The sequence below is a fragment of the Paenibacillus sp. ALJ109b genome, from assembly GCF_010747435.1.
In the GTDB taxonomy this organism is placed as follows: Bacteria; Bacillota; Bacilli; order Paenibacillales; family Paenibacillaceae; genus Paenibacillus; species Paenibacillus taichungensis.
Map to the genome: position 1 here is coordinate 105,617 of NZ_JAAIFP010000006.1, position 15,250 is coordinate 120,866.

14 protein-coding genes are annotated in these 15,250 nt (G+C 46.1%); 4 read left to right on the forward strand and 10 right to left on the reverse strand.

The annotated features are described in order from the left end of the window. The first annotated feature begins 209 nt into the window (after nt 1–209). Nucleotides 210–1,976, forward strand: a complete 1,767-nt coding sequence (locus G3352_RS06705; RefSeq protein WP_163755188.1) for an Rqc2 family fibronectin-binding protein — start codon at nt 210–212, stop codon at nt 1,974–1,976. A gap of 371 nt (nt 1,977–2,347) precedes the next feature. Here the strand turns inward: G3352_RS06705 and G3352_RS06715 are convergent, their stop codons facing one another. From G3352_RS06715 to G3352_RS06750, 8 genes are all read right to left on the reverse strand, one after another. After that, nucleotides 2,348–3,208, reverse strand: a complete 861-nt coding sequence (locus G3352_RS06715; protein ID WP_163755189.1) for a PHP domain-containing protein — start codon at nt 3,206–3,208, stop codon at nt 2,348–2,350. Nucleotides 3,209–3,270: 62 nt separating this feature from the next. Continuing rightward, a complete protein-coding gene (locus tag G3352_RS06720) occupies nt 3,271–4,188 on the reverse strand; it encodes a selenium metabolism-associated LysR family transcriptional regulator (RefSeq protein WP_163755191.1) in 918 nt (305 codons plus the stop codon). Between the two features lie 131 nt (nt 4,189–4,319). After that, nucleotides 4,320–4,757: a hypothetical protein gene (locus G3352_RS06725; protein ID WP_063565592.1), complete on the reverse strand. Its 438-nt coding sequence runs from the start codon at nt 4,755–4,757 to the stop codon at nt 4,320–4,322. Between the two features lie 216 nt (nt 4,758–4,973). Continuing rightward, a complete protein-coding gene (locus G3352_RS06730; protein ID WP_063565591.1) occupies nt 4,974–5,237 on the reverse strand; it encodes a YlbG family protein in 264 nt (87 codons plus the stop codon). 80 nt (nt 5,238–5,317) lie between these two features. Then, nucleotides 5,318–5,755: a YlbF/YmcA family competence regulator gene (locus G3352_RS06735; protein WP_163755193.1), complete on the reverse strand. Its 438-nt coding sequence runs from the start codon at nt 5,753–5,755 to the stop codon at nt 5,318–5,320. 141 nt (nt 5,756–5,896) lie between these two features. After that, a complete protein-coding gene (locus G3352_RS06740; protein ID WP_163755196.1) occupies nt 5,897–7,807 on the reverse strand; it encodes a helicase-associated domain-containing protein in 1,911 nt (636 codons plus the stop codon). A gap of 50 nt (nt 7,808–7,857) precedes the next feature. Further along, nucleotides 7,858–9,534, reverse strand: a complete 1,677-nt coding sequence (locus tag G3352_RS06745; protein ID WP_163755198.1) for a DNA repair helicase XPB — start codon at nt 9,532–9,534, stop codon at nt 7,858–7,860. Nucleotides 9,535–9,732: 198 nt separating this feature from the next. After that, nucleotides 9,733–10,902: a M20 family metallopeptidase gene (locus G3352_RS06750; protein WP_163755200.1), complete on the reverse strand. Its 1,170-nt coding sequence runs from the start codon at nt 10,900–10,902 to the stop codon at nt 9,733–9,735. A gap of 212 nt (nt 10,903–11,114) precedes the next feature. Between G3352_RS06750 and G3352_RS06755 the strand changes: the two genes are divergently transcribed. Together G3352_RS06755 and ftsW are read left to right on the forward strand one after the other, a co-directional pair. Continuing rightward, a complete protein-coding gene (locus tag G3352_RS06755) occupies nt 11,115–11,462 on the forward strand; it encodes a YugN family protein (RefSeq protein WP_053784292.1) in 348 nt (115 codons plus the stop codon). A gap of 13 nt (nt 11,463–11,475) precedes the next feature. Next, nucleotides 11,476–12,762 carry a putative lipid II flippase FtsW gene (gene ftsW, locus G3352_RS06760; RefSeq protein ID WP_163755202.1) on the forward strand — a complete coding sequence of 429 codons (1,287 nt, stop codon included), beginning with the start codon at nt 11,476–11,478 and terminating at the stop codon, nt 12,760–12,762. 158 nt (nt 12,763–12,920) lie between these two features. On the opposite strand, the gene G3352_RS06765 is transcribed toward ftsW, so the two are convergent. Further along, a complete protein-coding gene (locus tag G3352_RS06765; RefSeq protein ID WP_024631137.1) occupies nt 12,921–13,283 on the reverse strand; it encodes an Asp23/Gls24 family envelope stress response protein in 363 nt (120 codons plus the stop codon). 183 nt (nt 13,284–13,466) lie between these two features. Here G3352_RS06765 and cax point away from each other — a divergent pair, with 183 nt between their 5' ends. Beyond that, complete coding sequence (gene cax / locus G3352_RS06770; RefSeq protein ID WP_063565584.1) at nt 13,467–14,537, forward strand: calcium/proton exchanger; 1,071 nt, start codon at nt 13,467–13,469, stop codon at nt 14,535–14,537. Nucleotides 14,538–14,732: 195 nt separating this feature from the next. Here the strand turns inward: cax and G3352_RS06775 are convergent, their stop codons facing one another. After that, nucleotides 14,733–15,026 carry an Fpa/YlaN family protein gene (locus tag G3352_RS06775; protein WP_024631139.1) on the reverse strand — a complete coding sequence of 98 codons (294 nt, stop codon included), beginning with the start codon at nt 15,024–15,026 and terminating at the stop codon, nt 14,733–14,735. Nucleotides 15,027–15,250 lie beyond the last annotated feature (224 nt).

The following is a 15,250-nucleotide window of genomic DNA, read 5'->3' on the forward strand; positions in this document are numbered from 1 at the left end:
CTCTATATGTATTCGGACAGGACCCTAATTAGCACCCGATGGCGAATCCTTTCCCTGATGGGCAGAATAAGCTAAAATAAAGGTCTGCGGTCATACACGCAGTTGCAATCCGAGTTTTTGCTATGTAAACGAATACCAATCTGCAACGGGTTCTTTTTTACATATCCCGGTGTTCATTTCAGTTATAGATAGAGAGGACGTTGAAAAAAATGGCATTGGACGGCATCGTAACACGAGCTATCGTACATGAACTGCAAGGCTGCAAGGGCGGACGCATCAGCAAAATACATCAACCTAACGGGCATGATGTTGTACTGACCCTCCGTGCTCAGCGTGGAAATAGCAAATTGCTTATTTCGGCTAGCCCGACTTATCCGCGTGTGCATTTTACCGAAAAGACGTTTATTAACCCTACTGAAGCTCCAATGTTCTGCATGCTGCTGCGCAAACACTGTGAGGGAGCGATCATCGAGGATATCCGTCAGATTGGCATGGAGCGGATTATTCATATTGACGTGCGTCAACGTGATGAACTGGGTGATGTTTCAGTCAAACGGATCATCATTGAACTGATGGGGCGTCACAGTAATATTGTTTTGGTCGATCCGATAACAGGAACGATTCTGGATGGAATTCATCACGTAACCCCGTCCATCAGTAGTTACCGGGTCATTATGCCTGGATTTTCGTACACCGAACCACCAGAGCAGCATAAAAGCAATCCACTGGAAGTGAGCAGCACTGAATTCCAAAATAGCTATACTGCTGCTGAAGAAGAAGCTTCTCGCTGGCTGGTGAATTCATTCAGCGGTCTTAGTCCCCTGATTGCAGGGGAGATTACCTCTCGGGTGTCTGCTATTAAAGAGGACGATCAAGCTGCAAGTGAAGGTGAGGTTCAAATCGAAGCCGATGCACTTTGGACTGCTTTTGAGTCCGTCATGGGACCAGTAAGAGATAATAGTTATACACCTGTGACCGGGCAGAACGCCAAAGGCAAAATGATTTTCTCGGCCGTTCAGCTTCAGAGCATTCAGGACGCAGAGAAAACCTATGACACGATGAGCAAGTGTATGGAGGATTATTACGGAGACAAGGCTGAGCGGGATACGGTCAAGCAAAGAGTGAGTGATCTGCTTCGTTTTCTGCAAAATGAGCGCAGCAAAAACATCAAAAAGCTGGACAACCTGAACAAGGATCTGCTGGAAGCTGACGATGCGGATAAATTCAGATTATGGGGTGAGCTGCTGTTTGCCTCCCTGCATCAGGTTAGTAAAGGGGACAAAAGTGTGGAGCTTGTGAACTTCTATGATGAAGATCAAGCCAACATTACCATTCAGCTTGACCCATTACTAACACCGTCTGACAACGCACAACGTTATTTCAAACGATATAACAAATATAAGAACAGTCTGGCTGTTATTCATGAGCAACTTGGAAAAACAAAAGACGAGATCGACTATCTCGACAATCTGCTCCAGCAACTGTCTATCGCATCCATGAACGACATCGAGGAAATTCGCGATGAGCTTGTGCAACAGGGTTATCTTCGCGACCGCAACAAAAAAGGCAAAAAGAAAAAGAAAAACGATCGCCCTACCGTGCACCAGTTTACTTCTTCAGAGGGAATTGAACTTCTCGTAGGTAAAAACAATCTGCAAAATGAGTACGTCACCAACCGTCTGGCTTCTTCCAATGACACTTGGTTGCACACCAAAGACATCCCGGGTTCACATGTCGTCATTCGCAGCACTGACTTTGGCGAAGCAACCCTGGAGGAAGCTGCACAACTCGCGGCTTACTTCAGTCAGGCCAAAGAATCCAGCAGCGTTCCGGTGGATTACACCTTTATCCGACATGTACGCAAACCAAGTGGCTCCAAACCAGGCTTTGTCATTTATGACCACCAGAAGACCCTGTTTGTGACGCCGAACGAAGAACTGGTTAAAAGTTTGCCATCCACGATCAAAAATGGATAAGATGTTTGCTTCAATCCTGTAAGACAACGTAAAATCCCCCGGAACAATAGACTGTTCGGGGGATTTTTTGTTTCTCGAATAACGATGGACTTAAGCTCGTGATTGGATGTGCTTACATGTCCTGGATCACAGCAGCAACCAACGAGCGCGCACAGCAATTATTTGAACGTCTTGGAGCCACTCAAGGCACATGGGTGAATTATTCCATCACCTAGCCTAATTATATGCGGTTAAAAAGGACATAGAGACATGGCTAGCGACTAACGCTCACCCCATCTCTATGTCCTTTCTTTTTTCAAATTCAATTTTAGCACGATGACAACCGATCTCTTCTCCCCAGTCTCATGCAACAAATGAAGAGAGTTTCCGAATCAAGACTTCCCGGCTGCAGCCCGGAGTTTATCGAGTACATCAATGGTTACGGTTTTGCTACCTAGATCCCCGTGGAATACTACCCCTTGTCTTACACCATGGTAATCTGAACCACCTGTTTGAATGAGCCCAAATTCCTGTGCCAACTCCGCATATCTACGCTCTTCTTCTGGTCCATGATCCGAATGAACCACTTCAATACCATCAGGTTGGGCTTCCACCAGAATACGACGAACCAATTCATCGTCTCCGTATAAACCAGGATGAGCAATAACAGCAGCACCACCTGCATCTTTAATCCACTGGCATGCATCTTCCGGTGCAACTCGGGGAACCGACACATAGCCCGGCTGACCTTCAGCCAAATAACGATTGAATGCATCCCTCATATCAGCTGCATAACCTTTCCGTACCAACACATCGGCCATATGAGGTCTACCGATGCTTTCATCCGGTTCCAGTGGTCGACCAAGGCCATCAATGACCTCCTGCCAGCTGATTTCAAGTCCAAGCTCCTGCAGCTTGGCGATGATCAGATGATTGCGTGCTTCCCTTGCTTCCCGAAGCCCGCGCAGTCGCTCCAGAAATTTCTCATTTTCTATATTCACATAATACCCCAGCACATGAATATCCTTGCCACCCGCTCGGGTACTGATCTCTACACCTGCCACAACGTCAATCCCATACTCACGGCCAGCCCGCTGTGCCTCGGCTACCCCCGCTACGGTATCGTGATCCGTCAGTGCAACTGCAGACAGTCCTCTTTGTTTGGCAAGCTTTACGTTCTCGGCAGGTGGCTGCATTCCGTCCGACGCTTGGCTATGCGTATGAAGATCACAACGTCCGTTAGATTGATGCATGAACAACAGCTCCTTTTATATCAAGTGATTAGCTGAACGAATTTTTAAATTATATAGTCCTCTTATTCCGCTAGTCCTTCTGATGTTGTCTGCTCATGCTGACGTAAATAATTCAGGAAAGCTACTGCCGATAAGGGAAGTAATGAAGATTTCAGATGTATGGCATAGAATTGTCGTTTGAACTCAAGCCCACGAATATCCACGATATGAACCAGTCCAAGGGCTAGTTCATGCTGAACCGACGACGGGGATAACATCGTGATACCCACACCCGCTTCCACGGCGGATTTCACAGCACCTGTACTGCCAAGTTCCATCACCACATTCATGTCCTGCGGATCTATGTTTCTCTTCTGCAACTGATCTTCCATCACCTGACGGGTGCCTGAGCCTTTCTCTCGCAGTACAAATGCATAGTTCAGCACATCTTCCAGCTCTACTTCACCACGATCTGCCAGTGCATGTCCTGCCGGGACAACCAGCTTCAATTCATCCTGCATGACCGGCTCTACAATCATATCGGGGTGATGAACTGGCGCTTCAATCAGTCCAAAGTTAAGCTGATGTTTCAAGATATCGTCCATAATTTGCGTAGTATTCATCACTTTCATAACGATCGAGATATCCGGGTATTGGCGAGCAAAAGGACCCAGCATTCGTGGCAACACATACTCACCAATCGTCAAACTTGCCCCGAGCTGCAATCTGCCTTGCAGCATCTGTGTAAACGCAGACATCGCTTCATCTGTCTGTCTGACCAACTCTACACTGCGTTTGGCGTGAGGCAGTAATGTCCGACCCGCCTCGGATAATTCTATTTTCTTGGTAGAACGATGCAGCAGCTTGGTCCCAAAATAATCCTCAAGCGATTGAATCTGCATCGTCACCGCAGGTTGTGTCATATGTAGTGCTTGCGCAGCCGCTGAAAAACTTCCCTTCTCTGCTACGGTATAAAAAATATGCAATTGATGAAAATTCATATCTTCGCCCCTCTTCTGTACGCTTTCCCCATTGTAGCCGATTTCTTGAATTCCAACAAAAAAAAGCATGCAGCTTGTCTGCATGCGATGTAACCTGAATCTATCAATTCGAAATATGGATTATTCCAAACTTACTTATGCTTGCGACTGTTCTTGACAAGAGTCATTCGTCTTGAATGTCTTAGCCAAGAATAATACGATTTTAAATCCCGCAGTTCAATCGTCTCAGACATTTTTCCCAGAAAAGTAACAACAATCATCTTATGAAGCGGATTGCCAGCGATATCATATTCCCCTTCAAGTTCAGAAAATTCAGCAACCACGACCAGATCTTCGTCGATCAGGTAAACATCCTGCTCATTACGGTAGTATGGTGTAATACGGTCCTGCTTCAGACACTCCCATAACCATGCCGCAATATGGTCATCATCATTACGTGCCGGCTCAATACGGTCTGCATACCGCATCTTGGCATGATTGGTAATGACGATGTCGGCCACTTTTTTGTCTCCAAGAGCCACGAAAAAAGGCTCGTACGTGCTCCAACGTTGCATCACCTTATCACGCATGGGAATCACTCTCCACCAGATAGGACTTTCTATCTATTTGTTTACCCAATATATTACAACATAAGTCCCGCAACCTCAAGGCGTAACTTCAGTTTTTTTCACAAAATCCAGTTTATGCATAATTCAATAAAAGAGCGGCCCCGAAGGGCCCCTCTGGTTAATCGTTTCGAAATGTACAGTGGCAACAAGTTCACTGTACATTTCCAAACCATTTTGTTATATCCCGTAAAAACTCGTTTTGTCCATCGTTTTGCTAGCATACTCTGTTTTGATCTCATTCCGGTAGGAACGTTCGACCTTGCGCACATAGGAAAGTCTGTTCACATTTTTCATCGTATCTTCAGCCCGCTCTGCATTAACATACATGACGACATAATGCATACGGCGGGAGATGTAATGAACGGTACCATACTTTTCGAGATTACGAGCCGCTTTCAAATCACTGACCCAAATAATGAATCCTGTCCTTTCCGCAAACATCATTTTCCCCGCCTTTCTATAATGGAGACCGGATCCTCGGAAAGGTCCGGTCTGTCATGAATTTATTTTCTAATCAAATCTTAGCTACAACCACACTTGCCTCCGCTACCGCAGCCGCCCTTCGGATTCGGATCATTGCTCGGTACTTTAATGGTCGTTGACACGGCGAATGCAATCGTCTCCGACATCTGGAACAACATATCGTCCAATGCCTTCTCCGCCTGTTTGAAGCGGGCTACCGCCTCGAAATGCTCCAATTCAAGCTCTAAAGCCTGAACCTGATCTTTTGCGGCGTGATAGTCCGGGTGAAAATGCCCAAAACGCTGGGTTTCTTCGAATAGTTCCTTTTTGGAGTCCAGCTTGCGTATTCCCGCCTGAATTTCAGGGTTTGTCTCCACTTGCTGCTTCCAATATAAATAATCCGATACTTCGGCTGATTGGTTAATCATGTCGCCCAGTTCATATGCGCCCGTTAACACTTGGGCCATATCGACCGTGTTCATTTCCGCTACGCTCATGAAATTCATCCTATCTATATATAAAGTTCTACTTAACGTAGACTACTTCATCATATCATATCCCCGAAAAGTTAAGAAGAGTTTTTCCTGCAAATAGAAATAAAGGGAACAGGCGATCTGCTTTGGCAAAGTCGATCAAGTTTATGCATGGTTCGGAATAATAAGGCGAATCTGGTTCCATTCGTTAGGCGAAAAAGTACGTCGTTCTGCGGGATCTGTTCCACCATCAGATATGTACCAGCCCGTTAGTGTCCAATCTTCATGACCCTGAATCTGATCGGGGATAACATAAACGATATTGCTGTCCAGCTTCAGACCCAGTTTTGTCTGCCATTCAATGGCTTTTGCAGCAATCTGACGAGCCGTAGACACATGATACCCTCGCCACTCGTTATGCCACATCTCCGGGATCTCTCCGTATCCGGGAAACAGACCCGATTGTTCCGTGATGGAATGATCCTGTTCATACGTGTGAAGTTTGGAGTCGTCTTGAATGAGCCCTACTCTTCCACGAATATAAAAGAGTTCCTTCGGCACCTTAAGTTCGTCTTTGAACTCATCTGCTCCGACAATGGATTCATCTGCAATGACTTTCGATTCTGTGCGGTTCAACTTCTCAAGTAATTCACTTCTCGATTCATATATCCATGTATCCTTTTTCTTGACTTTATCCGTTGCTTCATCCTGATCAACGTTCTGTTCAGCATCTATGTGAAGTCTCTCTGCCTCCTGTCCCCACTGCTGGATTGCTAGCTCCACATGCTCAGGTACTCCCGAGCCAGCATAGCGTCTTAGGAAGTTTATCATTACATCCGCTGTAAGACCGATCTTTGATGCTGCGACGATTCGTTCCTTTGTAATTCGATATATGGACATTCGATCACGACTCATAAGCTCTGCACCCATCTCCAGTTTCCAGCGAACCTGAGGAGTTACATCTGGCGGAACCATAATTTCAAAGTCAGGCTGTACAAAAATGGTATTCCTCTCCTCATGTTCCGGCCCATCATTCGCCAAATTCAGTAAGATTTTAGGATCAATCTGCCAGCGATAAAAAAGCTCTCCCGAAGCTGACTCACCTATCTCCCCATATCCCCAACCTGCCAGAACATCGAGCCAACCTCGAATATGTGTTAAGAAAGATGGACTTAAAGAACCTCCACTCTCCCTACTTTCAATTGCTTCTCCCTGCCCATCGTGGTCTATAGTCCCTGTAGTAATACTCAACCATTCATTTTCCCGTGAAGCAAACATCAGCAACTGATACCGAAAATGCTGAAGTTTAGGCTCAGCTATGCCATATCGGTCCATACATACGCTATAAATTTCTCGGTGCATTATGGACCAGGACAACGATAACCAGTGATAAAGATGGTCAGGTGACACATGCATCCGATTATGCGCCTTTTCAATCAAACCCAGACTGAGCAGTAAATCAATCACAAGGGCAACGTGAACTGGATACACATCCTCATGATCGTAGCGAATACCTAGTTCGGCGAAGTCTCCAGGGTCCAGAACCGTCATACGACTTAATCGCTGCACCATTTTCTTGTGGATCGTTCCTTTACTTGTTAATGGAAGTCCTCCTTGAGCTTGACCTTCCCTTACCATCCAAGCCAATACATGCAGAAGCTCCGCAGCAATATCCGGCTTTCCCTCTCGAACAATGTTCACTTTCTGGACTTCATTATTGGAGATGGAATTAGCTTGTGACATGTCATCCTGTAATACGCTCACCTTCTGCTGAACGAACTGTCCGACCCGTGCCGCATAGGCAATAGTTAACAACGAAAGTAATGATTCTGGTATGTAATACAGGCGTTCGCCCCAAGACTTGCGCACAGCTTTGATCCAGCCTTTATGCCGAAGCGCTATAAACGCGGTTACTGCTTCAGCTCTGCTAAGACCATCCATAGCCCACTCTGCGGATGTCAGCATGTTGGAAAAGGGTTGTCCGGCATATTTGCAGAAAATCACACGAAGTACCGTTCTCTCAACGCATGAAAGCTCTTTTAATGAATTCACATCCAGCTTACCTTGTGTATGCATTGCTTATCATGCCTTTCCCATTATTTTAAGTAGAGGTGTACACCACTTTTTCATTGCAATTCATGAATGATTTTGTACTCATATCCTTGTTCGACCAGGAACATCTGACGACGTAATGCAAACTCCTGTTCCTTACTGTCCTCGGATACAAGGGCATAGAAATAAGCTTTATTTTCTCCGGACTTCGGCCTTAGAATCCGACCCAATCGCTGGGCTTCTTCCTGCCTTGAACCGAAACTTCCGGATATTTCAAGTGCAACAGCAGCATCCGGCAGATCTACGGCAAAATTGGCAACCTTGGATACGACAATCGTTTTAATCTCACCACGTCGGAACGCTGCAAACCATTTCACTCGCTCTTGTTGAGACATTGTACCCGATATAAGCGGCGCTTCAATTTCCCGGGCAATGCTCTCAAGCTGATCCAAATACTGTCCGATGACAAGCGCTGGCATCCCCTCATGATGGTCCAATATCCGTCTGATCACAGCTAATTTGGCCGGATTTTCAGCTGCAAGGCGAAATTGATGCTTCACCTCTGCTTCTAAATAGTTTGATCGTAGTTCCGGAGTAAACGGGATGCGTATTTCCTGGCATTCTACATTAGCAATCCAACCTTGCTGCTCCAATTCTTTCCACGGCATGTCATATAGTTTTGGACCAATTAGTGAAAACACATCCTGTTCACAGCCATCCTCACGCACCAATGTTGCTGTCAATCCCAGTCTTCTCGTAGCCTGAATATCTGCTGTAGCCCGAAATACAGGTGCTGGCAGCAGATGGACCTCATCATAGATGATGAGCCCCCACTGACGTTCACTGAGCAATTTGATATGAGTAAAATCAGCATCTTTCGATTTTCGATGTGTAAGAATCTGATAAGTAGCCACAGTCACAGGTTTCACCTGTTTTTTCTGACCGGAATACTCACCAATCTGTTCACTCGTTATCGTAGTTTTGTCCTGCAATTCCTGAATCCATTGACGCACGGATGTGGTGTTCGAGGTCAAGATAAGACATTCACATTGCAAACGTTCCAATACCGCCATCCCAATAACTGTTTTGCCTGCACCGCAAGGGAGAACAAGCAGGCCACTTCCACCCATGCCTTCGCTACCTTCAAAAGCATCCACAGCATCTCGTTGGTACGGTCGCAACTGTAAGCCGTCCGAAGTGTCGCCTAGAGTGTTTGCACGCCATTCAAACGGAAGACTTGTTCCTTCTCGATATCCCGCATAATCCAGCACCGGATAACCCAAACGTGTCAATTCTCGCTTAAGCAATCCGCGTTGCTCACCGCCAAGGATAAGCTCATGGGGATCGACACGCTCCATCCGAAAAGCCGAGATAGTCTTCATACTGCTTAATTCATCCAGCAATCGTTCGTCTTCACTCACGAGACGCATTCTCCCATGGACTGCCTCTGGCTTCAGTTGCAGCTTCCCATATTGATGGATAATTCTCTGAATATCTTGAATCAGGGCCGCAGGAACATTCCAACGAGACACTGATTCCAGACTTTCTATCACTTGATCAGCACTCCAGCCGAGTGCAGCGGCATTCCACAGTGATAATGCAGTAATACGATATGTATGAAAAGCCGCAGGTGTCTTCACCAGTTCGGCATACATCCCTAATTGAGCTCTGGCCTGATCAAATCCGGGATGACCCACTTCAAGCAATACTGTAAAATCACGCTGCACAATACAGGCGCCCGTTTTCTCCATTCCGCTTCCTCCCTAATTTGAAAAAGATCTATATGTTTTTCCGAATAACAGGCATCACAAAAAGTCCAGTTCCGGTTTCTTCCGAAATTGAACCTGTATCGTACAACAGTTCGACCTTAGCTTAAACATTATAAAACCTAACAAAAAAAGCACCCTGCTCATACCTTGGTATGAATAGGATGCCCAACTATAATCAAATCATTCGGCTGTATATCCTTTAGCCATTGCTATAAATAGTTTTACAGCATTTTGCATGGCATCCTCATCAAAGTCAAACTTGGGATGGTGATGCGGATAGATGGCATTCTTCTCCGGGTTGCCTGCTCCGACAAACATAAAGCAGCCAGGAATCTGCTGCAGGTAATAAGCGAAATCTTCAGCTGGCATCAACATCGGTGACTTCTGTACCTGGTTTGCACCAAATACATCTACCGCTTCCTTGAAGAAACGTGCCGTTTCCTGCTCATCATTCACGACTGGAGGATATCCCATAATATAATTCAACTTCGTCTCAGCACCATAGATCTCTCCGGTCTGAGCCACGATCGTATGCACACGTTCCTTCATCATACTGCGCGTCTCTTCATCAAAGGTTCTCACCGTACCCGTCATTTTGCATAACTCGGCGATGATATTCTGTGCTGACCCTGCCTGCATCGTGCCAATCGTCAATACTGCGGGACGCAAAGGATCTACTGAGCGACTGACAACCGTCTGCAATTGCATTACCAGGGCGGAACCTGCCACGAGGCTGTCCACTGTGGATTGCGGCATGCCACCATGTCCACCTTTTCCTTTGATCTCAATATAAAAGTCATCTGCCGCTGCCATCATCGGCCCCGGGGTACTTGCTGCCACGCCTACAGGAAGCGGGGTCCATAGATGAATACCATAGATGACATCTACCCCTTCCAGTCCTCCGTCTGCAATGACCTTGAGAGCCCCACCTGGAAGCAATTCTTCTGCAGGTTGGAACAAAAAGCGAATCTCACCCTTGATCTCATGTTTATGACGACTGAAGTACAATGCCGTGCCTAGCAAAATGGATATGTGACCATCATGACCACAGGCATGCATGGCTCCTGCTTGTTGTGATGCATATTCAACGTCCTTCTCGTCCTGGATCGGAAGTGCATCCATATCTGCACGAAGCATTACGACAGGCCCTGGCTTGTCTCCACGAAGGGTACCTATAACCCCGTGTCCGCCAACGTGCCGTTTCACTTCAACGCCAAAGCTCTCCAGCATACCCGCTACAAAAGAGGATGTCTTCTCCTCATGAAAGGAAACCTCAGGATTCCGATGAAGATGACGACGCCATTCTACCATGTGGATTTGCAGGTCATTCCACCATATATTATTTGTCATGTCTCTCCATCCTTTCGCTCTCTATACGGGACTTTCATCAAGCCCGAACCTTCCTCTTGAAACCTATTGCTGTATATTGTAGCAGAATTGGAAGAAAACCGATACGAATGACCGCTTGAAAGCTTGCACGGGAAGGGGAAACATACTATCATAAACTAGAGAAAAGAACGAGATTTATACTCTCGGAAGCTTATGAGGAGGATCAGACGCTTATGATTTTTGAGAATACAGGCTTGGATGGCTTGAAGAGCGACTTGGCATACCTGGATGAGAGCGCCGAGAAAGTCGGATTTGTCCGGTGGCAATGGGAATATTATCGTGCTACATATGACTACAAAATTGAAGATGAACAAACCAAATCGGAATACTTTGTACGTATTAATACCCGTGCGATAGATGGCAAACTCGAAAAACCGGATACGGTTCTCGCAGTTGAAGCTGTTTATCTTGGAAAAGCAACCTTTCCACATGGTCTGGATTATGACTCTACCGTACCGCAGCCAGTCGTGAAGCTGGCGGCCCAAAAACTACAGCAGCTTAAAGAACTGCTGGAAGCTTAGGCTGGGCCGAACCATGAAACAACAAACGGCCCAAACGAAAACGAAGAGAGGCACGCCGGATTTTCAACTGCTAATCCTCACTTTATTGTTGGTGGGCTTCGGACTGGTGATGGTGTTCAGCTCCAGTTCCAGCATTGCAATTGCAAATAAAAGTTTTAACAATGATGCCCTGTTCTTCACGAAAAAACAACTTATGTGGGCGGTTATCGGTTTAGTGGGCATGTTTTTTGCCATGAATATCCGATTTAACAAATACAAAAAACTTTATGCACCATTTTTCTTGTTCACGACGGTATTGCTATTGGTCGTTTTGGTTTCAGGCGCGATGTTGAATGGTGCACGAAGCTGGATTCGCATCTTTGGCTTTAGTATTCAGCCCGCCGAGTTTGCTAAAATTGCTATTATTCTGTACCTCGCTGCACTGATTACCAAAAAAGGTGAACGGTTCAGGGATCTTAAGACAGGATATATTCCGGTGTTGGTTATTGTCGGGTTCATTGCCGGGTTAATCATGCTGCAACCCGACTTTGGTACATGCTTCATTCTCGTGGCTACTTGCGGTCTTGTCATCTACGCAGGTGGCGCTAGCATGAAACATATTCTGGCTTCCATCCTGTTGGTTGTACTGGGAGCAGCATTAGCACTTGGAGCAAATGCCTTGTTTTCTTCCATGTCTTCTTCAGATACTGCCAATAGCACTACAGCTACGGAAGCTACACAGAACTACAAAATCGGGCGCATACAGGCATTCCTTGATCCATTATCCGATACGACAGGCGGAAGCCTTAACCTCTATCGCTCCCTTGTTGCAATTGGAGATGGAGGCATCACCGGCTCCGGGATCGGACAAGGTACGATGAAGCTGCATTATTTGCCTAATGCCTATAATGACTTTATTTTCTCCGTAATTGGGGAAGAGCTTGGCTTTGTTGGAACAGCGCTGTTTCTGTTGGTCTACCTTTACTTCATCTGGCGAGGAATTATTGTCTCCCTTCGCTGTCCCGATCCATTTGGGACGCTGGTTGGTATTGGTATTATGGGATTAATTGCAATCCAGGCCTTTATCAACATTGGGGGCGTGACCCAGACCATTCCGGTGACAGGGGTTACTCTTCCGTTCATCAGTTATGGCGGTACCTCACTCTTTGTGATGATGGTGGCCATGGGAATCCTGCTCAGCATCTCGCGTACCAATAATTTGGACGTCATCAAGGAAGAGAAAACGAAGTCGGTAACGGTTCAGACATCACGTACCTCTCCCGCACTTCGTTCACGTGAATCCATTCGTCGAATTCGGTAATGCGAAGCAAACGTGATACGAATGGTATTGAAACAAAATGAATTGGAAACAGAAAAAGACTTGGCATCGGATTCGATGCCAAGTCTTTTTGCTGTTGTCTATCTAGATGAAGAACCAGGTCAATATACCGCTGTTCTTCCATCAAGGATTGCTCAAGTTTACAGATCGTCGCCTCTGAAAGATACGCCTTCTACCTTTACATTGACTTCAACAACACGTAACCCGGTCATGGTCTCTACCGCTTCTCTTACATTCTGCTGGAGCATGCGGGAAACTTCATGAATCGGTGTCTCGTACAGGACGATGATGCGCAGATCAATGGCTGCTTCCAGCTGGCCGACCTCCACGCCTACGCCTTTCTGTACGTTTTTACCGCTCAGGCGCTTGGCCCAGCCCTCTGACAATCCTCCAGACATTGCGGCAATTCCGGGTGTCTCCATCGCAGCCATTCCGGCAATTTTCGCCACTACGTCATCGGCAATCCGGATGTTTCCGCCCTCTAGTTGAAGTTGTTCTGCCATGCCACATCCTCCTTCACTTCGTTACTCGTATTTTAAATCCTTTCCACCCCAAAAAGCAAATTAAACTCAAAAAGATGCGTTTACAACCTACTACGATTTGGTTATATTGAAATATGAAAATAATCTCATAAGTGTTTAGTAATATCGTTTAAAACAAAATAATAAGTTACCGAGGTGTTTGTTGTGAGAAACCGAATTTCATCCATTTTGCTGATTGCCACCTTTGCACTCAGCGCCGTCGCCCACTACTTGAAATGGGATTCGATTCTGCAATTCGTCATTTCAGCCATTTCGGTTATTTTTGTGGCCGGTTTTTTAGGCAAAGCCACCGAAAATGTAGCCCATTATGCCGGACAGCGGTTAGGCGGATTTTTGAATGCTACATTCGGCAATGCTGCCGAATTGATCATCGCCATTTTCCTCGTCAAAGAAGGATTGTTCGACATGGTTAAGGCCAGTTTGACAGGCTCCATTATCGGTAACCTGCTGCTGGTGCTAGGTCTAAGTATCTTTGCCGGAGGACTCAAGTTCAAAATTCAGAATTATAACGTATCCCTTGCCGGTCTAAACGGCTCCCTGATGATTGTAGCCATCATTGCCCTGTTTATTCCAGCCGTCTTCTTGAATACCCATTCCATCACACAGAAGGATACGAACACACTCAGTCTCATTGTCGCAGGTTTACTGATCCTTGCCTACATAGCGTGGTTGGTATTCTCCATGGTTACACACAAGAACTATCTCGCAGATGTCACGGTGGATGAAGATGAAGAATTGCCGCATGAACATGCACCCGAGTGGTCCAAAAAAAAATCAATTCTCTATCTCGTTCTTGCGACCGTCATGGTTGCCTTCGTCAGTGAATGGCTCGTTGGTACCCTTGAGGTGTTTACTGAACAATTTGGACTCAGCGAACTGTTCGTCGGTGCGTTCCTCGTAGCCATTATCGGTAACGCCGCAGAGCATAGTGCAGCCATCATGCTTGCCATGAAAAACAAAATCGGTGCCGCCGTGGAGATCGCAGTCGGCAGCAGTTTGCAAATCGCACTCTTCGTTGCTCCTGTGCTCGTTTTTGTCAGCTACTTTACAGGCAGAACGATGGACATTGTGTTTACAACGATTGAGCTGGTCGCCATAGGCGTAGCCGTATTTATCGCCAAGTCCATCACCCAGGACGGTTCAACGAACTGGTACGAAGGTCTGCTCCTAATGGTTGTGTATGTTATTTTGGGTGTATCGTTCTTCCTGGTATAACAGTACTCCCATCATCCTAAATAATAGTCAAAAAAATTAGCGCGTAAAAAGGCAGCCTGGAAATCGCATTTCCAGACTGCTTTTTTCTTTTCTCCCTCTGCCTGAACCACATCAGACGAGCTGTTCCGATCCAGGCGCACAAAAAAAGCATGCAAACACCTGCATGCCTTCTATTCTGACCCACGCTATTGCAGGCTATTGCTCATTCTTCTTGTTCAAAGCTTCATATAGAATCGCCAGATTCCGCTCAAGCGCGCTTACCAGCTGCTTACCAGCACCTTCTGGAAGAAGCCCTGCACGAACAGCAAAATCGACTTCCTTGGAGAACCCATACATCTGTGTATCCAATACTTCCTCATAGAGAGGGCAGTAGCGGGTAGCCAGATTCTCCATCTGTACTTCAATAAGCTTCTGTATTTTATCTGCATCTTCTTGAAGAAGACTGATCGCTTTCAAGTGCAACTGGTCCTGCAGATCAGATGAAGTCATGCATTTTTCCCCCCTATGTCCCAAAAATCGCGTAAAGACGTTCTACCTCTAATATTAGACGAAATCAGGAGCTAATACAAGAACCTGACCAAAATAACCATAGATCTTGAAGAGCTTTATTCCTGCCTAATCTCCCTATTTTACGGAGGTCTTGCCTTACACCTCAATTATCTCATGCAAAAAAAGCACCTCTGCCATAATAGGCAGAGATGCTCTTAGTGCCA